A 25,727-nucleotide genomic window follows, 5' to 3' on the forward strand; every position below is an offset into this window, starting at 1 on the left:
CGTTTTTTCCTTATTTTATGCCTAGGAGGGATGCTGAGATGAAAGAGCAGGAGCGCAAGCCGAATCGTTCAGTGAAGGATGAGCAGTCGCTTGAACATACGCTGAGCAAGCTGGATAGCAGGCTGAGCAAAATAGCGGCAGAAATGGAGCGTACGCAAATCGCAGAATATGTAGATTTGCTCAATCGGCCGATTAGCCTCATATGGCGCAATGTGCTTGCCGGATTGGCCAGAGGCGTCGGTATCGCGATTGGCTTCACTTTTTTTGCAGCGACGATTCTGTATGTATTGCAAATATTAGGGGCGCTCAATTTGCCGATTATCGGCGACTATATTGCGGATATCGTTCGCATCGTTCAGATTCAGCTGGAAGGGAAAAACTACTAAGCAGCTGTTACATACACGGACCAACGCTCCGCTATTTATTCATAACGCCAGTAGGGCAAGAACAGGGGCATTTTATGAACAAATAACGGAGGTGCCGTCCGTTAGCGAAATGGCTTTAACTGTCCTGCTCCAAATGATGGTCGCCTTCATTGCTTTCCATATAACGCTTATATTGTGAATTATGAATAATGGACACATGGCGTCCGGTTATATCGGTGGCGACGAAGCTTTCAAGCTGCTCCACAAAACCTTCATTTTCCTCTGAAGCAGAGCCAATATGCTCATAATCGGTGGCCTCGCGATTAGCAGACATGGCCGGGGAGTCTGAGTTGCCCCATTGCTCGACAATTTGCCAAGCATCCTCACCGTCGAAGCCGGCCCAGCCCGTGTATGCTTTATCACTGGAATAGCCGTAAGGCAGTTGGATTGTTTCTTCCTCCACAGGACGATGATAAGTTAGATCCTGACGCGGGGCATGGTCTAGACAATATAAGCAATCGGGGATCGCCTCCAGCCGCTCATAAGGAATCGGCTCCTTGCACACGATGCAGGAACCGTAGGTCCCGTTTTGAAAAGCTTCCAGCGCCGCATCGATTCTGTTCAAATGCAGCTCCTCCTGCTCCAGCAGGGCAATATCCTTGCTGCGCTCGAATAAATCGGTTCCAGCATCTGCTGGATGATTGTCCACCGCTGACAGCTCGCTGTTGCTTGCTTTCCACTCGGAATCAAGGCCATAATGCCCGTTATGCTCAAGTCGTTGTTCAATGTCTTGCTTGTCCGATATTAATCGAGCGTGAAGCTCGCTAAGCTGTTCCATCGTAGGCAGCCGCATGGCAGGCACCGTCCTTTGTTCATTTAGTCCTCTGCGCCGCAGAGGCTGGCTCATTCCATATTGACTATGCTACAATAGCTTGGGACATATGACGGAATGTTATGCAGACGGATAGCCCTTGCATGCACAACGAAAGGAGAAAGTAGATGCGTTATTACTACTACTGGATCGCTTTATTCGTATTTGTTGTAGATTTTATAACGAAGAAAATAATTGCGACAAAGATGAACCTGGGTGATTTGATTAGTGTAATTGGCAATTTCTTTTACATTACTTCGCATCGCAACAGGGGAGCTGCCTTTGGTATCTTGCAGGAGCAGCGTTTATTTTTTATCGTCATTACAATTGTTATTTTAGCCGCGATTATCTGGTACATACAAACGACTCGGAAACTCGGCAAAGTATGGTTGTTGACAGGTCTTGGACTTGTGCTTGGCGGAGCGTTCGGTAATTTTCTTGACCGGGCGATGTACGGCGAAGTTGTCGATTTCCTGTTGTTTAATTTCGGCAGCTATTCATTCCCGATTTTTAATGTCGCTGATTCGGCGATTTGTGTAGGTGTCGTGCTGATATTGATTGATGCCTTGCTGACCTCGAAACAAGAGAAGCAGGATCAAATGAGAAGTGAAGAGGATAAGGAGTCTAACCCGAATGAGCAGCAAACCGTTTGATGGACAAGAGGTAGAGCAAGAGATGGATCAGGAAGAACAGGAACAAATGGGGTTTGTCATTGACGAGGATCAAGCTGGCGAACGTCTGGATAAAGTCGTAACCGAAGCGATGGATGATCCTGCAATATCCCGTACGCAAGTACAGGAATGGCTTAAGGCTGAGGCGGTTACGGTGAATGGACAAATAGGCAAAAGAAATTATAAAGTTGCTGCCGGCGATGTTATCGTCGTTACGATTCCAGAACTGGAAGAGGCGGTCATCGATCCTGAAAATATTCCGCTTGATATCGTCTATGAGGATAGCGACGTCATCGTCATTAATAAGCCGCGTGGACTAGTCGTTCACCCTGCGCCGGGTCATTCATCCGGTACCGTTGTCAACGCGCTCATGTATCATTGCAAAGACTTGTCGGGCATTAACGGTGTACTGCGCCCTGGCATCGTCCATCGTATTGACAAGGACACTTCAGGACTGCTGATGATTGCGAAAAATGATTTGGCTCATGCTTCGCTCGCTGCGCAGCTGAAGGACCACACCATTACGCGCAAATATATCGGTTTGGTGCATGGCAATTTGCCGCATGATCATGGCACAATTGATGCGCCGATCGGCAGAGATACGAATGATCGTAAAATGTTCACGGTCACGGAGCGCAACAGCAAGCATTCGGTCACGCATTTCATGGTTATCGAGCGTATTGGGGAAGACTATTCGCTAGTGGAGCTTCAGCTGGAAACAGGGCGCACGCATCAAATCCGCGTGCATCTAAAATATATTGGCTATCCGCTGGCAGGCGATCCGATGTATGGACGCAATAAAACGGTCGCGCTCAAGGGGCAAGCCTTGCATGCTGCCGTGCTTGGCTTTAAGCACCCGCGCACAGGTGAGCTCATGCATTTCGAAGCGCCGATTCCTGGCGATATGAACCATGTATTGAACGTGCTTCGCGGTCGTTAAATCGAAGACAGGTTGGCAGGTGTGCAGCTTTGCAGTAGCGCAAAAATACAAACTTTTGGGCAAATCCTTTATTAAGTCTCAGGGAAAAGTAAGCTATTCTAGTAGTTAAAGGATTGGTGATAAATAATGACGAACATTAATCATAATTACCAGGAGCTGCAAGGCAGCTATTTATTCTCTGAAATTGCGAAACGCCGTACACAGTTTATTAAAGAAAATCCAAATGCTGAAATTATCAGCTTAGGGATTGGCGACGTTACGCGGGGTTTGCCGGAAGCGGTTGTTAAAGCGATGCATGAAGCAGTGGACGAGCTGGCTGTACCTGGTTCATTCCGCGGCTATGGCCCGGAGCAAGGGTATGATTTCTTGATTAATGCGGTTATCGAGAATGATTACAAAGCACGCGGCGTCGATATTCAAACGAACGAAGTCTTTCTGAGCGATGGCTCGAAATGCGACGTCGGCAACATTCAGGAGATTTTTAGCCAAAACAGCATTGTCGCAGTTCAAGATCCGGTTTATCCGGTTTATGTGGATACGAATGTTATGGCTGGACGCTCCGGCAAATACAATACCGATACGAAGCGTTATGAAAATATCGTTTACCTGGAATGCACGGCGGAAAACAACTTCACGCCAAGCCTGCCAGACCGCAAGGTGGATCTGATTTACCTTTGTTACCCGAACAACCCGACGGGCATGACGCTTTCCCGCGAGGAATTGCAAAAATGGGTTGATTATGCGAAAAGCAACAACTGCATCATTCTTTACGATTCAGCTTATGAAGCCTTCATCCAAGAATCGGATGTGCCGCATAGCATTTATGAAATCGAAGGCGCGAAGGAAGTCGCCATCGAATTCCGCAGCTTCTCCAAAACGGCAGGCTTCACAGGCGTTCGTTGTGCCTACACCGTCGTTCCTCGCGAGCTGAAAGGCTTCGATGACAACGGCAAGGAAGTATTGATTAATGATCTGTGGAACCGTCGTCACACAACGAAGTTCAACGGTGTGTCTTACGTTACTCAGCGCGGCGCAGCAGCGATCTACTCGCCAGAAGGCAAAGAGCAGATTAAAGCGCTTGTTGACTACTACATGGCGAATGCGAAAATTATTCGCGACGGTCTTGCTTCGCTCGGCCTAGAAGTATTTGGTGGCGTAAATGCGCCTTACATTTGGCTCAAAACGCCAAACGGCCTTGATTCATGGGCATTTTTCGATAAGCTGCTTTCGGAAGCGAACATCGTGGGTACGCCAGGCGTCGGCTTTGGACAAAGCGGCCAAGGCTACTTCCGCCTGACTGCCTTCGGCAGCCGCGAGAACACGGAAAAAGCGGTTGAGCGTATTCGCAAAATGTCGCTGTAAGCCAAGCGGCTTGCATAAGATATGCGATAAAACAAAAAAGCTTCGCAACCTCAGGTTGTGGAGTTTTTTTAATAATAAGCGTTGATACGGCTAGTTCTTATTTGCAGCGCTGCTGTTCTCGCGTTGGTTATCCTTGTTTAATTTTTTCTTCATATAATAAACGACAATGAGCAGCAGAGGCAGTAGGCAGTACAAACCCTCCTGCTGGCAAAATAACCGTAACTGCTTGTTAGTATGCCAACGGCCTGTAAAAAATATGTTATTTATCCAATTAAAGGCTGTCGGTACGTATTTACTGCTGCTGCCCCTTGACATCTTATGTCGAACGTGGGATAATTCCTTTGGTATAAAGTTGTACCTTTAACTCAGTCCTGAGAGGCTGGCAAGGTAGCGTGAATAGTTGATTAATTAAGCTGGGGACTAGCAACTCCTCATCTTCCGCAACTCATGAGGTTGGCGGGGATGGATGGAATCCACAGCGGTTAATCATGGGCTCCTTGCGAATACGCAAGGAGTCTTTTTTATAAAGCGCCTTGATGAGAGTTGGCAGTTTAACCTGCGCTAGGATGGGAGGTAACGTAACGGTGGAAGAAGAGCACTTGGTCATTATGGATGATGCAGCCATTCGCCGCGCACTCACCCGCATCGCCCACGAGATCGTGGAGAAGAACAAAGGCATCGACAACTGTACGCTGGTCGGCATTCGGACAAGAGGCGTTTATTTAGCCCGAAGAATAGCGGAGCGCGTTCAGGAAATTGAAGGCAAGCCTGTTTTGGTCAAGGAGCTGGATATTACCCGCTATCGCGATGATGGCAAGGCGCTAGGCAGCCGCACCGAGATGGAAGCAGGCATGATCGGCGAGATGGATGTCGAATTGTCGGTCGTACAGGACCGCAATATTATTTTGTTCGACGATGTGCTGTATACCGGCCGGACGATTCGCGCCGCGATGGATGCGGTGATGGATTGCGGCAGGCCGCAAAGCATTCAGCTTGCTGTGCTGGTTGACCGCGGTCATCGGGAATTGCCGATAAGGCCGGATTTTGTAGGCAAAAATGTGCCATCCTCCAAACAAGAGCAAATCTCCGTTACGCTAACCGAGATTGATTCCTTAGACCAGGTGAAAATTATTCATCAGAGGGGGCAAGCCTAAATGACACTTTTACAGCTCAAACAGCGCAGTTTGCTTGGTTTGAAGGAGCTTGACGCAGAGGGAATTATCGCCATATTGGATCGTGCCGCTCATTGGGAGCAGCAGGAGACGAAAGTGCAGAACGTGCTGCAGGGCAAGTTTGCAGCTAACATGTTTTTTGAGAACAGCACGCGAACACGCTTTTCCTTCGAGGTAGCGGAGAAGCGGCTTGGGGCGGAAGTGCTGAACTTCTCGGCAGCCGTATCGAGTGTGCAGAAGGGCGAGTCGGTATATGATACCGTTCGCACCTTGGAGTCGATGGGCATAGACGTCGGCATCATCAGGCTCAAGCCGATTGGCTTGCTTGCCGAACTGGCTACGAAAATTAAAGTGCCGCTGATTAACGCGGGGGATGGCAACAACGAGCATCCGACGCAGGCGCTGCTTGATCTATATACGATGCGCAAGCAATTTGGCGCGATTAAAGGTTTGACCGTCTCGATTATCGGAGACATTTTGCATAGCCGCGTAGCGCGTTCGAACTTATATGCGCTGCAAAAGCTGGGCGCTACGGTGAAGTTTTGCGCTCCTGCGAACTTGCAGGCGTCCGACCTTGACGCCCGTTATGTGACGATGGAGGAAGCGCTGAAATCCGATGTCGTGATGATGCTGCGGGTACAGCTGGAGCGTCACGAAAGCGGCATGCTGAGCTCGGCTGAAAGCTACCGCGAGCAGTTTGGACTTACGGTGGAGCGAGCAGCGACAATGCCGGATCACGCGATTATTATGCACCCGGCGCCGATCAACCGCAATGTTGAAATAGACGATGAGCTTGTCGAGCATGCCAAGTCCCAGATTTTTAAGCAGATGGAGCACGGGGTTCCGGTCAGAATGGCCGTCATAGAACGGGCTTTAAACTAACTTTTAGATGAAATCGGGAGGGTGAACAACTATGTCATTATGGATTATTAACGGCAGCGTATGGGATACAGCCGCAAGCGGCCTAGTGAAGCAGCATATTCGAATTGAGGATGGCAAAATCGCCGAGCTTGCAAGCGGCGAAACAACGCCAGATACAGGTTCAGCAGAAGTGATTGACGCAGAGGGCAAGCTTGTATCAGCCGGCTTCATCGATATGCACGTGCATTTGCGTGATCCTGGCTTTGAATATAAAGAAGACATTGCAACAGGGACGCGTTCAGCAGCGAAAGGCGGATTTACAACAATCGCCTGCATGCCGAACACTCGCCCGGTGACAGATACACCAGAAACGATTAAATATATTTTGGACAAAAATGCGAAGGAAGGCGTCGTTCGCGTCCTGCCTTACGCCGCTATTTCTAAAAATCAGCTCGGACGTGAGCTGACGGACTTTGCAGCGCTGAAAGCGGCTGGCACGATTGGCTTTACCGACGATGGAGTCGGTGTACAAAGCGCCCAAATGATGAAGGATGCGATGGCGCTGGCAAAGTCGCTTGACATGCCGGTCATTGCGCACTGCGAGGACAATACGCTCGTTGAGGGATTGTTCGTCTCGGAAGGCAAGTTTTCAAGCGAGAACGGACTGAAGGGCATTCCGAATGAATCAGAAGCGATTCATGTTGGCCGCGACATTTTGCTGGCAGAAGCGACAGGCGTTCATTATCACGTCTGCCATGTGAGCACCGAGCAATCGGTAAGGCTGATCCGCCTTGGCAAGCAAATCGGCGTCAACGTAACCGCTGAGGTTTGCCCGCATCATCTGGTGCTGTCGGACGAGGATATTCCAGGCTTTGACGCCAATTGGAAAATGAACCCGCCGCTGCGCACGCCGCGCGATGTAGCTGCGGTCATCGAAGCGCTGGAGGACGGCACGATCGACATGATCGTAACGGATCATGCGCCGCATAGCGCGGAAGAGAAAGCTCGCGGCATGCAGCTTGCGCCGTTCGGAATTGTCGGCTTTGAGACAGCTTTCCCGCTGCTTTACACGCAGTTTGTTAAAACCGGCAAATGGACGCTTGGGTTCCTGCTGGATCGTATGACAGCTGACCCGGCACGAGTGTTCAAGCTCGAGACAGGCCGCCTGGCAGCAGGCGCGCCTGCTGATCTGACGATTGTGGATTTGGATAGCGAGCGCGCAGTTGATCCGGCAACCTTTGCCTCGCGCAGCAACAACACGCCTTTCGGCGGCTGGAAGCTGCAAGGCTGGCCGGTAGCGACGATTGTGAATGGTGCGGTTGTGTGGTCGGAGCAAGCATAAGAACGTTAACTTGGATATGCTAATTGACATATAGGAATACGAAGACCTGAGGAGTGAGACGGATGCAAGCGAGATTATTATTGGAAGATGGAACATTATTTACAGGACTATCCTTCGGCGCGGAAGTGCAAACGATGGGTGAGGTTGTTTTTAATACAGGAATTACGGGTTACCAGGAAGTATTGTCTGATCCGTCCTATTGTGGACAAATCGTAACGATGACTTATCCACTAATCGGCAACTATGGTATTTCACGCGATGACTTTGAGTCGATTCGCCCGTATATCCACGGCTTTGTCGTACGCCGCAATGAACCGGTGCCGAGCAACTGGCGCGCCCAATATTCGCTTGAGCAGCTGCTTAAGGAATATGGCATTCCGGGCATCAGCGAAATCGACACGCGCATGCTGACGCGGATTTTGCGTCACCATGGCACGATGAGAGGTCTGCTTACGACAGGCAACGAGCGCATTGAAGAGCTGCAAGAGCGCCTTGGCTTGTCTACACTAATGACGGATCAAGTAGCACGCACATCGACGAAGCATGTATTCTCCAGCCCAGGCAATGGCGAGCGCATTGTGCTTGTAGACTTTGGTGCAAAAAGCGGGATTTTGCGCGAGCTGACTAAGCGCGGCTGCGACGTCGTAGTTGTGCCTCATGACACGACGGCTGAAGAAATTCGCCGCCTGGCACCGGATGGCATTCAGCTGTCCAACGGCCCTGGGGACCCGAAAGATGTTCCACATGCGGTTAAAATGATTTCCGAGCTGCTCGGCGAGTTCCCGATCTTCGGCATCTGCCTTGGACACCAGCTGTTCGCACTCGCTTGCGGCGCTGACACAACGAAGCTTAAATTCGGCCACCGCGGCGGCAACCATCCGGTGAAGGAATTGGCAACGAACCGCTGCTACATTACTTCGCAGAATCATGGCTACACCGTAATGGAAGATTCGATTGCGAACTCCGGTCTGACCGTAACGCATATCAACAATAATGACCGTACGATTGAAGGGCTGAAGCATAATACGCATCCTGCATTTTCGGTGCAATACCACCCAGAAGCTGCTCCAGGACCGTATGATTCCAGCTATCTGTTTGACGAATTCCTGAGTATGATTCGCACACATAAATTAAATAACCCGCAAAAGCGTCGCCAAGCCGTACTCGCGGAAACGTTGAAAGTGAAGGGGGAGCTTCAGTATGCCCAAAAATAATAAACTCAAAAAAATTCTCGTGATTGGCTCCGGCCCGATTGTTATCGGCCAAGCCGCTGAATTCGACTATGCTGGCACGCAAGCTTGCCAGGCGCTTATGGAAGAAGGCTACGAGGTTGTATTGATTAACAGCAACCCGGCTACGATTATGACAGACACAAACATGGCTGATAAAGTATATATCGAGCCAATTACGCTTGAATTTGTATCGCAAATCATTCGTCAGGAGCGTCCGGACGGCTTGCTGCCGACGCTTGGCGGCCAAACAGGCCTTAACATGGCGGTAGAACTGGCTCGCGCTGGCGTATTGGAAGCGGAAAATGTACAGCTTCTCGGCACGCAGCTGACAGCTATTGAGAAAGCTGAGGACCGCGATTTGTTCCGCGAGCTGATGCGCGAGCTGGAGCAGCCGGTACCTGAGAGTGACATCGTAACGACAGTTGAAGGCGCAGTTGCTTTTGCCAACAAAATCGGCTACCCGATTATCGTTCGTCCTGCCTATACGCTTGGCGGTACAGGCGGCGGTATTTGCGCAAATGAAGAAGAATTGCTGGAGACGGTTGCTTCCGGTATTCGTTACAGCCCAATCGGCCAATGTCTGATTGAAAAATCGATTGCCGGCTTGAAGGAAGTGGAATACGAAGTTATGCGTGATGCGAATGACAACTGTATCGTTGTCTGCAACATGGAGAACTTCGACCCGGTTGGCGTACATACTGGTGACAGTATCGTAGTAGCGCCTAGCCAAACGCTGTCGGACCGCGAGTATCAAATGCTTCGTTCCGCTTCGCTTAAAATCATTCGCGCTTTGAACATCGAAGGCGGCTGTAACGTACAGTTCGCGCTTGATCCACAAAGCTTCCAATATTATGTAATTGAAGTTAACCCGCGCGTTAGCCGCTCTTCGGCGCTGGCTTCCAAAGCGACAGGCTACCCGATTGCCAAAATGGCTGCTAAAATCGCAATTGGCTACACGCTTGATGAAATCGTGAACCCAGTAACAGGCCAGACGTATGCTTGCTTTGAGCCTACACTGGATTACATCGTATCGAAAATTCCGCGCTGGCCGTTTGACAAGTTCGTGAATGCGAACCGCAAGCTTGGCACGCAAATGAAAGCGACAGGCGAAGTTATGGCGATTGGCCGTACATTCGAGGAGTCGATTCATAAAGCGGTTCGTTCCCTTGAAATTGGCACGCATCGCATCCACTTGAAGGAAGCGACAGAACTCAGCGATGATGTGCTGCGCACACGCCTTCAAAAGCCGGATGATGAGCGTATGTTCCTGGTAGGCGAAGCATTCCGCCGTGGTTATGCTTTGCAGGAAATTCAAGATCTGACGAACATTGACTGGTGGTTCCTGGACAAAATCGAAGGCATCGTAGCATTCGAGGATAAAATCCGCCAGGAAGCAACGCTTTCCCGTGAAATGCTGTACCAGGCGAAGCGCAGAGGCTTCTCCGACCGTTCAATTGCTGAGCTTCGCAAAGAAGGCAATCCGAATGGCAGCCACACGAATGAGCATGATATTCGCACTTACCGTAAAGAGCTTGATATCGTACCTGTATACAAAATGGTTGATACATGCGCCGCTGAGTTTGAAGCGAGCACGCCTTACTACTATTCGACATACGAGGTAGAGAACGAAGTAACGCCTTCGACGAAAGAGAAAGTGCTTGTTCTTGGCTCTGGCCCGATTCGGATCGGACAAGGCATTGAGTTTGACTATTCGACGGTTCATGCGGTATGGGCGATTCAGAAAGCTGGTTATGAAGCGGTTATTATCAATAACAATCCAGAGACGGTGTCGACCGATTTCAGCACATCGGACCGCTTGTACTTTGAGCCATTATTCCTTGAAGATGTAATGAACGTTATTGAGCAAGAAAAGCCAATCGGCGTAATCGTACAGTTCGGTGGCCAAACGGCGATTAACCTCGCAGCTCCGCTGTCCAAAGCTGGCGTGAAAATTCTCGGCTCCAGCCTGGAAAGCATCGACATGGCAGAGGATCGCAAGAAGTTCGAAGCTTTGCTTCGCAGCTTGAACGTTGCTCAGCCGGAAGGCAACACGGTAACCTCTGTTGGCGAAGCAGTAGAAACTGCACAAAAACTCGGTTATCCTGTACTCGTTCGTCCTTCGTACGTATTGGGCGGCCGCGCGATGGAAATCGTATATTCGGATGAAGATTTGCTGAGCTACATGGAAGTAGCTGTGAAAATCAATCCTGAGCATCCTGTACTCATCGACCGTTATATGCTTGGCATGGAAGCGGAAGTTGATGCGATTTGTGATGGCGACACTGTGCTGATCCCAGGCATCATGGAGCATATTGAGCGCGCAGGCGTTCACTCCGGCGACTCAATTGCCGTGTATCCGCCGCAATCGTTGTCTGACAGCGTGAAGGAGCAAATCGTCGAAATTACGATTAAAGTATCCAAGGCGCTGAACGTAATCGGCTTGGTTAACATTCAGTTCGTTATTCATAACGAAATTGTATATGTCATTGAAGTAAATCCGCGTTCGTCGCGTACGGTTCCATTCCTGAGCAAAGTAACGAACTTGCAGATGGCTAACCTTGCGACACAAGCGATTCTTGGCACGAAGCTGGCTGATCTTGGCCATAAAGACGGTCTGTGGCCTGAAGATGAATATGTATCGGTTAAAGTTCCGGTCTTCTCGTTCGCGAAGCTGCGCCGTGTTGACCCTACCTTGACACCGGAGATGAAATCGACGGGTGAAGTTATGGGACGCGATGTGCAATATGCGAAAGCCTTGTACAAAGGTTTGCTAGGCGCAGGCATGAAAATCCCGACAACGGGCTCGATCATTGCCACCGTTGCGGATAAAGATAAAGAAGAAGCGCTCGAATTGCTTCGTGGCTTCTACAGCATTGGCTACAAAATCATTGCAACTGGCGGTACGGCAGCTATGCTTGAAGAAGCGGGCATGGTGGTAACGACAGTGAACAAGCTTAGCGAAGGATCGCCGAACATTCTTGATCTGATCCGTGAAGGCAAAGCACAGTTCGTCTTCAATACGCTGACAAAAGGCAAAACGCCTGAGCGCGACGGCTTCCGTATTCGCCGTGAAGCGGTTGAGAACGGCGTCGTATGTATGACGTCGCTTGATACGGTTCGCGCCTTGCTGCGGATGATGGAAACCATCAACTTCTCCTCGCGTTCGATGCCTACACTGCTGCACAAATAAGTTTTAGCAAGCACGGCCAGCGCCGATTGCCTGCGGCCCGCAAATGGCTTTGCTTTTGCGGGTGCGCGTGGCGCGGCGGATGGCCTTTTTAATGCGCATATTTCTTGAAAATACGGCAAAGGGGACGGTTAACGATGAGTTTGACACGGGAACGGGAACAGGCAGCCGGAAAAATTATGGTTGCGCTCGATTATGCGGACGCGGCTTCAGCCGAGCGCTTATTGAATGAACTGGAAGGTATTCCTTGTTATATGAAGGTGGGCATGCAGCTGTTTTATGCAGCAGGACCTGCGTTTATAACGGGGCTCAAGGAGCGGGGCTACAAAGTTTTCCTTGATGTGAAAATGCATGATATTCCGAACACGGTCAAAGGCGGCTCAGGCAGCGTCACCCGGCTTGGCGTCGACATGTTCAATGTCCATGCTGCGGGCGGAAGCGCGATGCTTGCGGCAGCGGTCGAAGGCATGGAAGCTGCGCTTGCTGTGGGACAAGCAAAGCCTAGTATTATTGCAGTGACTCAGCTAACCAGCACCAATCAAACGACGCTAAATGAGCAAATTGGCATTGCTGGCACGGTTGAGCAAGCTGTTCTGCGTTATGCAGAGCTTGCCCGCGCTGCGGGTCTGAATGGCGTCGTGGCATCCCCTGCTGAAGTGCAAGCCATCAAGCAGGCATGTGGCGCTTCCTTCCAGACGGTGACGCCAGGCATTCGCCCGAAAGGGGCCGATATAGGCGACCAATCGCGCATTATGACACCAGCAGAAGCGTTAAAGCAAGGAACGGATTATATGGTTATTGGACGGCCGATTACGGCTGCCGCAAATGCAAGAGCAGTATTAGAAGCGATTATTGAGGAGCTGATTTAAGATGAGCCAAGTTAAACTTTCGGAGTTGCCTAAAACAATTGCTGCCAGCCTGCTCGAAATCGGAGCAGTAGCCCTTAGCCCAAATGAGCCATTTACGTGGACTTCAGGTCTGAAGTCGCCGATCTATTGCGACAATCGTCTAACGATGTCTTACCCGGCTATTCGCGAGCTCGTTGCTGATGGCTTCGCTGTTGTCATCCGCGAGCGTTATCCGGATGTGGAAGTCATCGCTGGCACCTCGACAGCCGGTATTCCCCACGCGGCTTGGGTGGCGCATAAGCTTGGGCTGCCGATGGCTTATATTCGTGATAAAGCGAAGGGCCATGGCAAGCAGAACCAAATTGAAGGCCGCATAGAGCCTGGGCAAAAGGTTGTCGTCATTGAAGATTTGATTTCAACAGGAGGCAGCTCGCTTAAAGCAGGGCTTGCCGTTCGCGAGGCAGGTGCCGAGGTATTGGCGGTACTAGCGATTTTCACCTACCAGTTCGAGCAGGCGACTTCGGCATTTGCCGAGGCGAATATGCCGCTTGAAACGTTGTCCAATTATTCCGAGCTTATTGAAGCAGCTGTAGAGCTTGGCAAGGTGCAAAGCGATGATATGCTGAAACTTCAAGCGTGGCGCGAAGATCCGCAATCGTTTGGCAAATAGAGCAAGCAGTGCTCCAGTCTTTCCCATCCGGAAGGGCTGGAGTTTTTTAAATTATGCAAGCTTTTGTAAAAATTTTATAATCGTCGGATTTTGTTGTAACTTTTTGCTGTAATCGTTCGTCTAACACGTTAAGATGAGAATTATGAAGGTTTTTAATTGAGCAGCCTGATTGTCATCCTAGGGCACTCTGCTTAAGAGGAGGTATAGAAATCAGCTATGTTATTTAGCAAGAAAAAAAAGGATGAGCAACCGGCGCATGAGTCCGATCTAGTGAAGGAAGAAAAGCAGGATCTGAAACTAGAGAAAGAAGTACATAATGAAACACTGCTTTCCGTTGTGAATGTTGAACGGGTATTTCAGGCTGGCGGTGCGCCGCTGCGCGTGCTCAAAGGCATTAATATGGAGCTTAAGCAAAATCAGCTCGTTATGCTTCGCGGCCGTTCCGGCTCGGGCAAGACTACGCTGCTGAACTGTCTGGGTGGACTAGATACGCCAACTGAAGGCGAAATCTGGTTCAACGGCAGGCCCTTTCATAAGCTGAGCGATGACAAGCGTACACTTGTCAGGCGCAAGGAAATGGGCTTTATCTTCCAAGCGTTCGCGTTGATGCCGCTGCTGTCTGCGAAGGAGAATGTCGAGCTGTCGCTGAGGATGGCTGGCGTTCCGCGTGGAACGTGGAAGGAACGGGTGGACCACTGCCTGGAGCTGGTTGGCCTGGAGAAAAGGATGAACCATCGTCCCTTCGAGCTGTCAGGCGGCGAGCAGCAGCGCGTAGCTATTGCGAAGGCGATTGCGCATAAGCCAATACTGCTGCTGGCGGATGAGCCGACCGCAGAGCTGGATTCAAACATGTCCGCTCAAATTATGAATGTTTTTAAAACCATTATTCGCACGGAACAAGTCACGATCTGTATGACGACACATGATCCTACTATTATGGAGGTTGCCGACCATGTCTATGAAATGGTTGACGGGAAATTTATTTAAACGTCCCGCAATATTAAGTCTTGCTGCAATCATGTTAATAACTAGCGGCTGCTCCTTGCTGCCCGCTGAAGATGAAGAGGAAGTTTTGCCTTCCATTGCACCGCCTCAAATTTCCAAGAAGCCAGAGTACGAGGTAACGACAGCTACGCTGGAGACGAAGGTTAATGTAATCGGCAAGCTGATATCATCCCGCGAGGAGCCTGTCTTTTTCACCCTTGACGGTAAAAACCTGAAAGAGCTGAACATTAAGGTCGGCGATAAAGTGTCCGCGGGCCAAGTAATTGGCCAGCTTGATGTCGATGCCCTCGCCAAGACGCTGCGTATGGATAAGCTGGCCTTCCGCAAGGAAGAGACAGCGATGAAGGAAGCGCTGAGAACGCGCGATGAGATGGACCCGATAGAATTCGAGGAAAGATCGATATTATTTGAAGAGAAGAAGCAGGCACTGGTCGATCAGGAGGCTGATATTGCGAAAGCTACGCTGACAGCGCCGATTAGCGGAACGGTTGTTTCGCTGAATGTCGAGAAGGGCGCAGCGATTAAAGCATACAGCACAATTGCGGTCATTGCCGATACAACGACGCTTATTCCAGCAGCGAAGCTGACGAAGGATGAGCGGGCGAAAATCGTCGTCGGCATGCCGATTGTAGCTGAAATCAGCAATGCTGGCCAGTTCAAGGGCACGGTGAAAATGATGCCGTTGACCAATGACGATTCCACTGGCGGCAACAACGGCGGAGGCGGCAATGGCGGCGGCACCGGAAATAATACGGATAAAGAGAAGCCGGAAGATTTTATGCAGGTGGACATTAAAAATATGCCTAAAAACTTAACTCGCGGAACTCCGCTTTCGATCAGCATTATTACGAAGCGCAAGGAAAATGTCATTGTAATCCCGCCATCTACCCTGCGTTCTATTGGATCGCGTACTTACGTTCAAGTCATTGATGCGGACGGCAAGCGTGAAGTGGACGTTGAGGTTGGACAGCAAACGGCGACACAAATTGAGATTTTGAAAGGCTTGGAGCCGGGACAGAAAGTTGTAGGTCGATAGCCGATGGGAATACCTCTACTGCGATTTTTGTTCCGCAAAATGTGGAACACCCGTTGGCTGACGTTTAGCGCCTTGGCAGGTCTGACGATTGCGGTTGCTTTTGCAACCAGCATCCCGATGTATGCGGATGGGGCACTCAAGCGCGTAGTCGCGGCTTCGCTCAAAGAGAAGAGCACCGGCTTGCCGGCAGGCTCGCTGCTGATGCGGTATCAGTCGCCAGGCGGCCAGACAACCGATCTTTCAGCTTTGACTGAAGTCGACCGATACATTAAAGAGGATGTACCGAATGAAATCGGGTTTGCTTATCAGAACTTTGTTCGCAGCTTGTCGCTCCGCGGCGCCGATGTCGTGCCAGAAGACCCGACCAAGGTGGATGCGAGCCGTACTCGTCAGATGACACTAATGTCCATGACAGAGCTGGAAGGCAAAACCGAAATTATGCAAGGACGCTGGTTTACCGACAAGGTCGATAAAGACGGCGTGATGGAAGCGGTCATGCTTGAAGAAGCGATGTACCGCAATGATGTTCATATTGGGGATGTATTCGAATACCCGATTTATAGCGGACTGAATTTAACGCTGCGCGTCAAAATCGTCGGAGCGGTCAAGCCGCTGAATGACAGCGATCCTTATTGGTATCAAGGGCTTGAAGGACTGATGAATACGCTCCAGATTCACGAAAACGTCTTTTTGAAGACGCTGCTGGAGCAGCAAAAAATACCGCTTAACAATGCAAGCTGGTATTATGCTTTCGATTTATCGCAAGTGCAGACGAGTCAGCTTTCGCCGCTGGGAAGAACGCTGGATCGCTTAAATATTGAGCTTTATCAGCGTTTGACAGACACGAAGGTGGAAATTTCATTTGCCGATACGCTCATTGAATTTAAGCGACAGAGCTTGCAGCTTCAGACGCTGCTGTTCACGCTCGCAGCTCCAATGCTTGCGATGGTGTTTTATTTTATCGCGATGAATGCCCGGCAGTCCCTTGATAAGCAGCGCAGCGACATTGCGGTACTCCGCAGCCGCGGCGCTGGAACGAGGCAAATCATTTGGATTTATTTGCTGGAGGGCTTGCTGCTTGGGGCGATCGCTTTAGTATGCGGTCCGTTCCTCGGCTGGTTTATGGCGAAAAGCATCGGTTCAGCCAATGGCTTCCTGTCCTTCGTCAATCGGACGTCCATCCCTGTCGGCTTCTCGACAGAGGCGATGATTGCTGGCGTGGCTGCCGTTGTGCTGGCGCTGCTTTCGACCATTATTCCGGCGATTATTTATGCCAGATCGTCGATTGTAAGCTACAAGAGAGAGCTAGCCCGTTCGGACCGCAGTCCGTTTTGGCAGCGCTGGTTTATCGATGTTTTGCTGCTTGGCGCAGCGGGATATGGCTGGTACATGTTCAATCAGCGCCAAATGCTGACCTTCCAGACGGGACTTACGACGGATCAGCTTAATGTGCAGCCGTTTCTGTTTTTCGTGCCGGCTTTATCGATTTTCGCAATGGGATTGTTTTTCCTGCGGTTGTTCCCGTGGCTGCTCAAGGTGTTTAACTGGCTGGGCCGTAAGTTTTTACCCGTTCCGCTTTATTTAACACTTACCCAGCTATCGCGTTCTTCCAAAGGCTATTACCCTTTAATGATTTTACTCGTACTGACACTCGGGCTGGGTGTATATAACGCATCTGCCGCCCGTACGATCGATTTGAACTCGACGGAGCGTACGCTGTATAAATTCGGCTCGGACGTCGTCATTCAAACGGTGTGGGATGGTACGCCAGAAGTCAAATATACCGGTGGAAACAATGGAAACGGCGGCGGCAATGGCGGCAGCGGTGGAAATGGCTCCGGCGGTGGCGGGTCGTCAGGCGGCGGCTCTGGTGGTGGAGCTGGCGGAGGCTCCGGCGGCGGTGGAGGCGGTGCGCAGCAGCCTGTGCCTACGCGCATTTTGTACAGTGAACCGCCGTTTGAGCTGTTCCGCAAAATGGAAGGCGTTGAAGCTGCAGCACGCGTGCTGCAAACGAAAGGGAATATCGTCGTATCGGGACGCTCCATTGGTCAGGGCACGGTGATGGGCATCGACAATGTCGATTTCTCCAAGGTAGCTTGGTTCCGCAATGACTTGTTCCCCACACATCCGTTTACGTATTTGAACTACTTAGGGATGTATGAGCAAGCGGCGCTTATTCCAACTGGAGTAGCGGAGAAATATCAGCTTAAGCCGGGAGATACCATGTCGGTTGGCTTTACCGAAGGCAAGCTGGATTTTGTGGTCGTAGGCATCCTGCCTTATTGGCCGACGCAATATCCGGATCAATCGCCGTTCGTCATTACGAATCTCGATTACATTTACGATCAGCTTCCGATTATGCCTTATGAGGTTTGGCTCAAAATGAAGGATGGCGCCAAGGTTGCGCCGATTTTGGAAGAGCTGCAGAAGCAGGGCATTGATGTCGCTACCGTCAAGGATGTACGCAATGAACTGATTATCCAGTCCAAGCTTCCAACTCGAGGCGGCGTATTCGGGATTCTCAGTCTCGGCTTCCTCGTATCCGTCATCGTTACATTGACAGGGTACGTGCTGTATTGGTTCTTTAATCTTTCAGGACGGGTCGTGCAATTTGGCGTGCTGCGGGCGATGGGGCTGTCACGCAGGCAGCTTACGGGCATGCTCATGCTGGAGCAGCTGTTTACAGCGGGACTTTCCATCGGTCTAGGCGTTATGATCGGCAAGCTGACGAGTATACTGTTCCTGCCATTCCTGCAGACGGCGGAAAATGCCACAGAAACGGTGCCGCCGTTCCGCGTCGTCTTCGAAGCGAAGGATACGAATCAGCTGTTTATCGTCGTCGCTTTCATGATGATTACTGGAGCGCTGCTGCTCTTCCTGCATATTCGCAGGCTGCGGGTGCATCAGGCGGTTAAAATGGGAGAGGAGCGCTAACAGCTATGATCGATTGCGAAGGCTTAGTCAAAATTTACAAAACGGATGATCTCGAGGTTGTCGCTCTGCAAGGTCTTAATCTTAAAGTAAACCCAGGCGAGCTAATGGCGATTATCGGGAATAGCGGAAGCGGGAAGTCGACGCTGCTCAATATTTTGGGCGGCCTCGATCACCCGTCTGCTGGCCAAGTCAGAGTGGGACCGTGGGATTTGCTGAAAATCAACCCGGACGATCTTGTGAAATACAAGCGGGAAACGGTCGGTTTTATCTGGCAAAATAATGCCCGCAACCTGCTGCCGTATTTAACGGCACTGGAAAATGTCGAAATGCCAATGATGCTTTCAGGCAAGGTCGACCGGGCCTATGCCAAGCAGCTGCTGGAATGGGTAGGACTCAAGGAGCGAATGAACAACAAGCTCCATCAATTATCCGGCGGGGAGCAGCAGCGGGTCGCGATCGCCATTTCCTTGTGCAATCGTCCGCAGCTGCTGCTGGCGGATGAGCCGACGGGATCGGTAGATACTGCAACGTCGGATCTGATTATGAATATTTTTCGCAAGCTGAACCGTGAAATTGGCATTACGATTGTCATTGTTACTCATGATCTTTCACTCGCGGGCAAAGTGGACCGTGTCGTTGCGATTCGCGACGGCTTGACGAGTACCGAGTTCATTAAGCGCAATCCCAATATGAATACGGTTGGGGGTGAGGAAGAGCATTCAGGCAAAGGACTTCAGGCTGTGCATGAAGCTTATGTCGTCGTAGACCGGGTGGGAAGACTCCAGGTGCCGAAGGAATATTTAACCGCACTAGGCATAACAGATAAAGCGACAATGGAGTTTGATGGTGAGCGAATCGTCATTTCGCCGCCTAAATCATTAGGGGGGTAATATAGGATGGAGAAACGGTTGTCTAATAGAAAAATGATTAAAAAGTGGGTTGTTGTCCCTGCGACACTGATGGTGGCGACATCGATTTTGGCAGCTTGCAGCGGCGGTGCCCAGAGTACAGCAGAGAAGCATGTACTTCGTATTGGTGTACTATATGGCGGAGCAGATAATGAGCCGTATTTCCGTTCGCAATATACCGATACGTATGAAATGATGAACCCAGAGATCGATTTTGAAATCGTAAGCGCGATTGACTACTCGGATATGCGCTACCAGACTCCAGACGAGAATGGCAATGTCGATCAGCCAGATCCGTATGCGAAAATGAAAGATATGCTGACAGGCGATAATCCTGTCGATGTTGTGGTATTGGATTACAGCATGCTGCGCCGCCTGGTGCAGGATAATTTGCTGAAGCAGCTTGATCCATTGATCAGCCAGAGCAAATTCGATTTGACTGATTATGTGCCGACTGTCATTGATGGCATTAAATCTGCAGGCGACAACAACATTTATGCGCTGACGCCAACGTTCAGCTCATCGGCTCTTTTTTACAATAAAAAGCTGTTTGAAGAAAATGGCGTAGAGCCTCCTACTGACAATATGACCTGGAAGGACGTTATGGACAAAGCTCGTCTTGTGAGCAAGGGAGAGGGCGCTGACCGTAAATATGGCATGACCTTCAGCCGTTGGAACGGCGGCGATTTCAACTCCGATATCCAAACCTACAGCTCGGCGCTTCAATTGAAAATGTGGGATGATAAAGGCGAGAAAATGCTGGTCAACACGCCGCAATGGGAAAATGTATGGAATACGGTCTCTGGCTTGTACAGAGAAGATGTTGTGCCGGATCAAGAGGATATTAATAAAATCAATGAAGCGTCCAATAAAGAAGCTGCCGATGGCAACTACGTTTATAACCCAACGCAAGGCGATTTGTTTGCTAGTGGCAAAGTTGCCATGACGATTTCGGACTTTTATTATGTCAATGAGCTGAACACTACGATGAACAATGCATCCAAAATTAAAGACTTTGAAGCATTCGATTGGGATGTCGTCACTTACCCGACCCATGAGGAAGCACCAGGCATTGGCGGCGCTATTTCCTTTAGCCAGCTGATGGGGATTAATAACAACGCTCAGAACTCCGAGGATGCTTGGAAATTCATTCAATTTACAAACAGCAAGGAATGGGCGGAAATGAAATCCCGCAGCACGTATGAGCTTGTAGCGCGCAAGGAGTACCTGAAGCCTAAAAACGGCATGAATTACAACATTGATGCGTTTACTTCCCTTAAACCGATTCCGCCGCAAAGCGTGGATACCGAGCAGCTGTACCGCGACAAGCCGGGCATTTGGGAAGCGCAAAATGCCTCTTATGAATTGTTCCAGAAGGTCATTAAAGGCGATATCACTTCGAAGGAAGCGCTCGCTGAGTGGGAAACGAAGGGCAATGCTATACTTGAGAAGATTAAAAAACAGCCGGCTAAGACAGATTCCTCCAAGGCGGCTGAGAGTGGCAGCACGGATGATGCCGGCACGCAAGTAGAGGAAGAAGGAACAACAGCAACAGAAGTACCAGCAGGATAAAATAGGAACGTCCCGTATGAAGCCTGAAATGGCTTTGTATGGGACGTTTGTTTTTGAAGGTGTAAAAGTCGATGCATTATTGTATTTGGCCTTTATTGGGTATTCTAAGGAGTGAGGAGGGATACCAATGAGGTGGATCTATTGGGTTCGATTATATGAGACAAAATTTCAGGCAGGCTGTCTAGTGCGGAGAATGGAAAATGACTGGTGGATCTATGGCTACGAGTGTCCGCAGGAGGTCGAGGTTTTTCGCTCCAAGCGGGGACGCTACGGCGTGAGATTTTTGATTTAATTCAAAAGATTAAAAAAATGAAGAAAAATGCTTGACTTCACTATCTCATATATTGTATATTAATTCATGTCGCCATTTCAAATTGATGCGTTGTACGAATGGAATATACAGCCGCTTTCTATTAAATCGTCTTACTAGACGTTTTATGAGGGCCCTTAGCTCAGTTGGTTAGAGCGGTCGGCTCATAACCGATTGGTCGGGGGTTCGAGTCCCTCAGGGCCCACCATTGTACACCTCAATCTATTATGCCGGGGTGGCGGAATTGGCAGACGCACAGGACTTAAAATCCTGCGGTAGGTGACTACCGTACCGGTTCGATCCCGGTCCTCGGCATACAGAAAACACCTTGAGAAATCAAGGTGTTTTTTTTTGAGTACTTTTATTAAAATTAAGAGTCCTGTGTATTTTAACTAAGTACACAATAATAATTAAAAGCTAAAAAAACCTCCTCTAGGCATCTGATTTAGTCAATAACCTAGAGGAGGTTTTTCGTATGTTGTGCGATTGACAAAGTCAAGAAATTTGTGCCAGCAAAATGAAGGCTAGTATGAGACGAAAGAGAGGTCCAATATGGGATTTCATAGTGCTGAGTGTCAGGTGAAGAGAAGCGCATAGGTACGTCTGTTGTAATTCCAATTCGCGATTAGACTTATCTCAGGCAGTCTTTTTTTGAAGCTGAATTATTTCTTTAACTAAATCGTCTCGGCTCCACAATGTAATTCCATTAGATGCGGCTAGCTTCTTTGCTGGCTCTGTAAATGAACTATTGGTAACGACCATACCTGATTTACACGAATAGTACGCCATCGCACCCACTACTTCTTGAACTGCCGATAAACCGACTTTGTCAGAATAGCGTTTAGCTTGGATAGCAGTTTTGCCAGTGCCATCATCAATAATCAAATCTGCTCCGAAGTCGCCTGATGCGGGGGTTCGTTCGACGCTACAACCTTTCTTACGGAAAAGTTCTTCAAGATATACTTCAAATTCTTGACCAGCCATTTTATCGATGTCAAAAATGCCTGATGCTAATATGCGCTTTCTTCTCTTATACTGTTTGTTCCACTTATAAGCATAGTAGCTACTAGGTATCATAATAGCAATAATTAAGAATGGTACTACTACTTTAGCTAAAATTGAAATATACAAAGCTACTAAGTAAAAAGTAACAGTTATTATAAGCCTATTCTTAATCAAACTCCTTTTTGAAATTTTGAACTTCACGTAAAAAAAACCTGAAAATGTAGCTAATAGCCCGATTAATGAAAAGACAGTTGATACGGGATTAGTTGAGTTTGTTAGTATCCCTGCAAATACGACTATACTAAGAATAGTGGCTAGTTCGTGGGGATTTAGTTTTGTTTTAGCTATATTTCTCTTTCTCTTAGGCACATATCTTCCTCCATTATTAACAACATTTGTTTAAGTTAATGCTCATATCTAAAACTATACAATAAGTAACAAAAATCGACTAGAATAATTTACATATGACAGCATTTCAAGGCATGCGGGCTTTTCTTGAAGTACTTTGACTAATAGGTATATCAGAACTATAGCGCTTTTGATCCGTCTATATACCTACTATTTTCACCTAAAAGCAGGAAAATAGTCGTAAGAGGTCGAATGTGTATGCTTTGGAATTATTTGTGTCGCTTATTCTCTGAACATTTTATCTTCTTGAGGGGGAAACATGGCTAGAACTTATGATTCGGAAGGGAAACAATTAGCCTATTTTTTAAGAGGAATCTTCATACTTGGGGGACTGATCATTTATTTCAAGGTTCCAGGTTTACACTGGGGATTTTATTTTGGCATAGTCATTGGAGCGGTAATTATTGCAGAGATACTCGGATTATTATGGGTAAACAAGAGACGTTCCACGGTTAAGCCAAAGAAGAAAACAACTGCGAAGAAAGTTGTAGCTGAGCGTCAGGTTGCTTCTTCAAGCAAAAAGTTAACGGATCAACAAATCATACAAGCTAACTTAGATACGCTATCTGGAACAGATTTTGAGCGGCTAATGGAGCTGTATTACACAGATCAAGGTTATCAAGTCGAACGTGTGGGTGGCGCGGGAGACCATGAGGTTGATCTAATAATAAGAGGCAAGGAAGGCTACAAAATTGCCGTCCAGTGCAAGCGCTGGAAGAAGGATGTTGGCAATGATATCGTTCTAAGGCTAAAGTCGGGTAAACAGGTGCATGGCTGTTATGATGCCTGGATTGTGACGACTAGCCATTTTACGAGATCGGCTAAAGAGGCTGCTGAACGTTTGAATATAAAGCTGATTAACGGAGTCGCAATTCGAGACAAGCTGGATAGATGGCGCAAAGCAGATCAAGGCAAGATGAGACGAACGAAAATATAGAAAAAACAAAGATAGAGGTACCTAATGATATATTTACTTGCTGGACTAATGTTAATGCTAGTCATACTTTCAAAATCACCCACTTTTAAAGGCTTTATTGGCGAAGTGTCTGTTCGGTCAAAGCTAAAAAAGCTTAATTCAAAAGAATATATGATTCTAAATGATATCATGCTTAAGAAGGCGGATGGAAGAACATCGCAAGTTGACCATATTGTGATATCGAAATACGGTGTGTTCGTCATTGAGACTAAAAATTATACAGGTTGGATCGTAGGCAATGAGAAAGCGGAATATTGGACACAGGTGATTTATAAGCGTAAAGAGAAGCTATACAATCCAATACGTCAAAATTATGGACATATTAAAGCGATAGAAGCTGCGTTGGACGATACTACAATTCCAATTATCTCTATTATTGCCTTCAGTACACGGGCAGATTTAAAGCTGGAGCCGATGAGTGTGGAGGTAATCTACACTACCAAACTGGTGTCTACCATAACGAAATATAATGTTCCCGTGCTGACTGGCAGCCAGGTAAAGCATATACACGATATATTATCAACAAGCACGGTTAACGACAGACAAGAGAGAAAGCAGCATGTGAAGGTTATTAAAGAGAATCTAAACGTAAACAGAGCAAAAATAACTAGCGGTATTTGTCCAAGGTGCGGGAATCAATTGATGAAGCGTAATGGGAAAAATGGTGCTTTTGTTGGCTGCAATAGCTATCCAAGATGTAGATTCACCAGCAATGCATAAATATTTGAATTGTGAGGGGTTGTATGAACACCGTATGCAGCGAGCTTCATCATTTTGCTTGGCAATTACCCAGGTACAGCTTCACCTTCGATAAAAAGCTAATCCCTCAAAATGGAATATATCTCTTATTTGAAAAAGGAGAGCCTGCCCACGGCGGTGATCGTATTGTTCGAATTGGGGCACATACTGGCGTGAATCAACTTCGTTCACGGCTCATGCAGCATTTTACGAATGAGAAGAAGGACAGGAGTATTTTTCGCAAAAATATTGGAAGATGCCTCTTGCATCAAGCGAATGACCCTTATCTTGCCGTATGGGAGCTCGATGCGACTTCATCAAAAAATAAAAGTAGTTATAGTCATCTCATTATGCCCGACTATCAGAAAGAAATTGAACAGCAGGTTAGCAGCTATATGCGTGAGAATTTTACTTTCACAGTGCTTGAAGTTCCAAGCAAGGAAGATCGGCTTTATTTTGAATCGAGAATTGTTTCTACTGTGTCCTTATGCAAGGAGTGCTCTTGCTCCCAATCGTGGTTAGGGTTGTCTTCTCCAAAAGCTAAGATTAGAGAGAGTGGTCTTTGGCAAGTTAACGAGCTCTATAAGTCTGGTTTATCAGCGGAAGATTTTAAGAGATTGGTGGAGAACACCTGATGGGCAATCGTTTGTGTATAATCCCTTGCGGTTCAGCAAAAATATGGGATAAGCAGCCAACTGCGGGGCCTCAGAAAGCGAAGGATGTATATACAGGGGTATTCGCAGGAACTTGTCAAAGATATGCGGAGGCATTTTTTGACCACTGGGTTATTTTGTCCGCTAAGCATGGATTTCTATTTCCTGATGATATTATTGAGGAAAGCTACAATGTAACATTTATGAAGCCATCTAATGAAGTAATAGGTGTAAATCAACTCAAAGAGCAGGCTAGAGCCAAGGGGCTCTTTAATTTCAAAGAAATAACGGTTTTGGGCGGGGAAAATTATATAGATCGTGCCGTGAAGGTGTTTGAGCAGAGAAGCTCACTAGCTTTTCCACTTAGTGATTGTAAGGGTATGGGCTACATGCTCCAAAAGCTTACGAATGCGCTAGGCACTAATGTTACAATCCCAACAACTGAGAAGCAATGCGTAACAGAAAAAGCAAATGTTTCAGAACAAGTGATTGGTAAATATGCCTCATTATACCACTATATAAGAATTCAAACAGATGAAACATTGACCTTATCTCTCGAACAGATAGAAGCAATTCTTGGCTTTAAGCTACCAGCATCAGCATTAAAATATCGTGCATGGTGGTCGAATGATTTGACTCATTCACAAGCAAAAGCATGGTT

At 48.3% G+C, this 25,727-nt stretch carries 22 protein-coding genes, 2 tRNA genes and 1 pseudogene; 23 read left to right on the top strand and 2 right to left on the bottom strand.

From position 1 onward, the window contains the following. Window positions 1-38 precede the first annotated feature (38 nt). Window positions 39-386 carry a DUF5665 domain-containing protein gene (locus MHB80_RS11140; protein WP_341282198.1) on the top strand — a complete coding sequence of 116 codons (348 nt, stop codon included), beginning with the start codon at window positions 39-41 and terminating at the stop codon, window positions 384-386. A gap of 115 nt (window positions 387-501) precedes the next feature. Here the strand turns inward: MHB80_RS11140 and MHB80_RS11145 are convergent, their stop codons facing one another. After that, a complete protein-coding gene (locus MHB80_RS11145) occupies window positions 502-1,218 on the bottom strand; it encodes a TraR/DksA C4-type zinc finger protein (protein ID WP_341282199.1) in 717 nt (238 codons plus the stop codon). 146 nt (window positions 1,219-1,364) lie between these two features. Here MHB80_RS11145 and lspA point away from each other — a divergent pair, with 146 nt between their 5' ends. From lspA to MHB80_RS11235, 18 genes are all read left to right on the top strand, one after another. Then, window positions 1,365-1,889 carry a signal peptidase II gene (gene lspA, locus MHB80_RS11150; protein ID WP_341282200.1) on the top strand — a complete coding sequence of 175 codons (525 nt, stop codon included), beginning with the start codon at window positions 1,365-1,367 and terminating at the stop codon, window positions 1,887-1,889. A gap of 22 nt (window positions 1,890-1,911) precedes the next feature. Further along, complete coding sequence (locus MHB80_RS11155; RefSeq protein ID WP_341282936.1) at window positions 1,912-2,847, top strand: RluA family pseudouridine synthase; 936 nt, start codon at window positions 1,912-1,914, stop codon at window positions 2,845-2,847. A 126-nt stretch (window positions 2,848-2,973) separates the two neighbouring features. After that, on the top strand, window positions 2,974-4,209 hold the full coding sequence (locus MHB80_RS11160; protein ID WP_341282201.1) for an LL-diaminopimelate aminotransferase: 1,236 nt from the start codon (window positions 2,974-2,976) through the stop codon (window positions 4,207-4,209). A 584-nt stretch (window positions 4,210-4,793) separates the two neighbouring features. Further along, on the top strand, window positions 4,794-5,363 hold the full coding sequence (pyrR, locus tag MHB80_RS11165; RefSeq protein ID WP_341282202.1) for a bifunctional pyr operon transcriptional regulator/uracil phosphoribosyltransferase PyrR: 570 nt from the start codon (window positions 4,794-4,796) through the stop codon (window positions 5,361-5,363). After that, window positions 5,364-6,263, top strand: a complete 900-nt coding sequence (locus MHB80_RS11170) for an aspartate carbamoyltransferase catalytic subunit (protein ID WP_341282203.1) — start codon at window positions 5,364-5,366, stop codon at window positions 6,261-6,263. A 31-nt stretch (window positions 6,264-6,294) separates the two neighbouring features. Beyond that, complete coding sequence (locus MHB80_RS11175; protein ID WP_341282204.1) at window positions 6,295-7,584, top strand: dihydroorotase; 1,290 nt, start codon at window positions 6,295-6,297, stop codon at window positions 7,582-7,584. 62 nt (window positions 7,585-7,646) lie between these two features. Further along, a complete protein-coding gene (locus MHB80_RS11180; RefSeq protein ID WP_341282205.1) occupies window positions 7,647-8,798 on the top strand; it encodes a carbamoyl phosphate synthase small subunit in 1,152 nt (383 codons plus the stop codon). Then, the gene (carB, locus tag MHB80_RS11185; RefSeq protein WP_341282206.1) at window positions 8,785-12,006 is read left to right on the top strand and encodes a carbamoyl-phosphate synthase large subunit; all 3,222 of its coding nucleotides are present in this window, start codon (window positions 8,785-8,787) and stop codon (window positions 12,004-12,006) included. The genes MHB80_RS11180 and carB overlap by 14 nt, the downstream gene beginning before the upstream one ends. Before the next feature lie 134 nt (window positions 12,007-12,140). Further along, window positions 12,141-12,872 (top strand): orotidine-5'-phosphate decarboxylase, encoded by a 732-nt coding sequence (pyrF, locus tag MHB80_RS11190; RefSeq protein WP_341282207.1) that lies wholly within the window; start codon window positions 12,141-12,143, stop codon window positions 12,870-12,872. A 1-nt stretch (window position 12,873) separates the two neighbouring features. After that, window positions 12,874-13,521, top strand: coding sequence for an orotate phosphoribosyltransferase (gene pyrE, locus MHB80_RS11195; protein WP_341282208.1), 648 nt, complete (start codon window positions 12,874-12,876; stop codon window positions 13,519-13,521). 216 nt (window positions 13,522-13,737) lie between these two features. After that, complete coding sequence (locus tag MHB80_RS11200) at window positions 13,738-14,508, top strand: ABC transporter ATP-binding protein (protein ID WP_341282209.1); 771 nt, start codon at window positions 13,738-13,740, stop codon at window positions 14,506-14,508. Next, window positions 14,474-15,562, top strand: a complete 1,089-nt coding sequence (locus MHB80_RS11205) for an efflux RND transporter periplasmic adaptor subunit (RefSeq protein ID WP_341282210.1) — start codon at window positions 14,474-14,476, stop codon at window positions 15,560-15,562. The genes MHB80_RS11200 and MHB80_RS11205 overlap by 35 nt, the downstream gene beginning before the upstream one ends. 3 nt (window positions 15,563-15,565) lie before the next feature. Beyond that, window positions 15,566-18,496, top strand: coding sequence for an ABC transporter permease (locus tag MHB80_RS11210; RefSeq protein WP_341282211.1), 2,931 nt, complete (start codon window positions 15,566-15,568; stop codon window positions 18,494-18,496). A 5-nt stretch (window positions 18,497-18,501) separates the two neighbouring features. Next, on the top strand, window positions 18,502-19,386 hold the full coding sequence (locus tag MHB80_RS11215) for an ABC transporter ATP-binding protein (RefSeq protein WP_341282212.1): 885 nt from the start codon (window positions 18,502-18,504) through the stop codon (window positions 19,384-19,386). 6 nt (window positions 19,387-19,392) lie between these two features. Beyond that, window positions 19,393-20,976 carry an extracellular solute-binding protein gene (locus tag MHB80_RS11220; RefSeq protein WP_341282213.1) on the top strand — a complete coding sequence of 528 codons (1,584 nt, stop codon included), beginning with the start codon at window positions 19,393-19,395 and terminating at the stop codon, window positions 20,974-20,976. 127 nt (window positions 20,977-21,103) lie between these two features. Further along, window positions 21,104-21,268 carry a hypothetical protein gene (locus MHB80_RS11225; RefSeq protein ID WP_172455662.1) on the top strand — a complete coding sequence of 55 codons (165 nt, stop codon included), beginning with the start codon at window positions 21,104-21,106 and terminating at the stop codon, window positions 21,266-21,268. Window positions 21,269-21,417: 149 nt separating this feature from the next. Continuing rightward, window positions 21,418-21,494 (top strand) — tRNA-Ile (locus MHB80_RS11230). A 21-nt stretch (window positions 21,495-21,515) separates the two neighbouring features. Next, window positions 21,516-21,601: transfer RNA gene (locus MHB80_RS11235), tRNA-Leu, on the top strand. A gap of 321 nt (window positions 21,602-21,922) precedes the next feature. On the opposite strand, the gene MHB80_RS11240 is transcribed toward MHB80_RS11235, so the two are convergent. After that, window positions 21,923-22,660 (bottom strand): restriction endonuclease, encoded by a 738-nt coding sequence (locus MHB80_RS11240; protein ID WP_341282214.1) that lies wholly within the window; start codon window positions 22,658-22,660, stop codon window positions 21,923-21,925. Window positions 22,661-22,958: 298 nt separating this feature from the next. Between MHB80_RS11240 and MHB80_RS11245 the strand changes: the two genes are divergently transcribed. The 4 genes and pseudogenes from MHB80_RS11245 to MHB80_RS11260 form a co-directional block, all read left to right on the top strand. Then, on the top strand, window positions 22,959-23,636 hold the full coding sequence (locus MHB80_RS11245; RefSeq protein ID WP_341282215.1) for a restriction endonuclease: 678 nt from the start codon (window positions 22,959-22,961) through the stop codon (window positions 23,634-23,636). A gap of 24 nt (window positions 23,637-23,660) precedes the next feature. After that, entirely contained in the window at window positions 23,661-24,395 is a 735-nt protein-coding gene (locus tag MHB80_RS11250) for an NERD domain-containing protein (RefSeq protein WP_341282216.1), read from the top strand. 23 nt (window positions 24,396-24,418) lie between these two features. Then, on the top strand, window positions 24,419-25,048 hold the full coding sequence (locus MHB80_RS11255; RefSeq protein WP_341282217.1) for a hypothetical protein: 630 nt from the start codon (window positions 24,419-24,421) through the stop codon (window positions 25,046-25,048). After that, a pseudogene (locus MHB80_RS11260) lies at window positions 25,048-25,482 on the top strand (DUF6884 domain-containing protein); the annotation flags it as partial. The gene MHB80_RS11255 and the pseudogene MHB80_RS11260, both read left to right, overlap by 1 nt. Between the last annotated feature and the right edge of the window lie 245 nt (window positions 25,483-25,727).

This window comes from Paenibacillus sp. FSL H8-0537 (genome assembly GCF_038051995.1).
In the GTDB taxonomy this organism is placed as follows: Bacteria; Bacillota; Bacilli; order Paenibacillales; family Paenibacillaceae; genus Pristimantibacillus.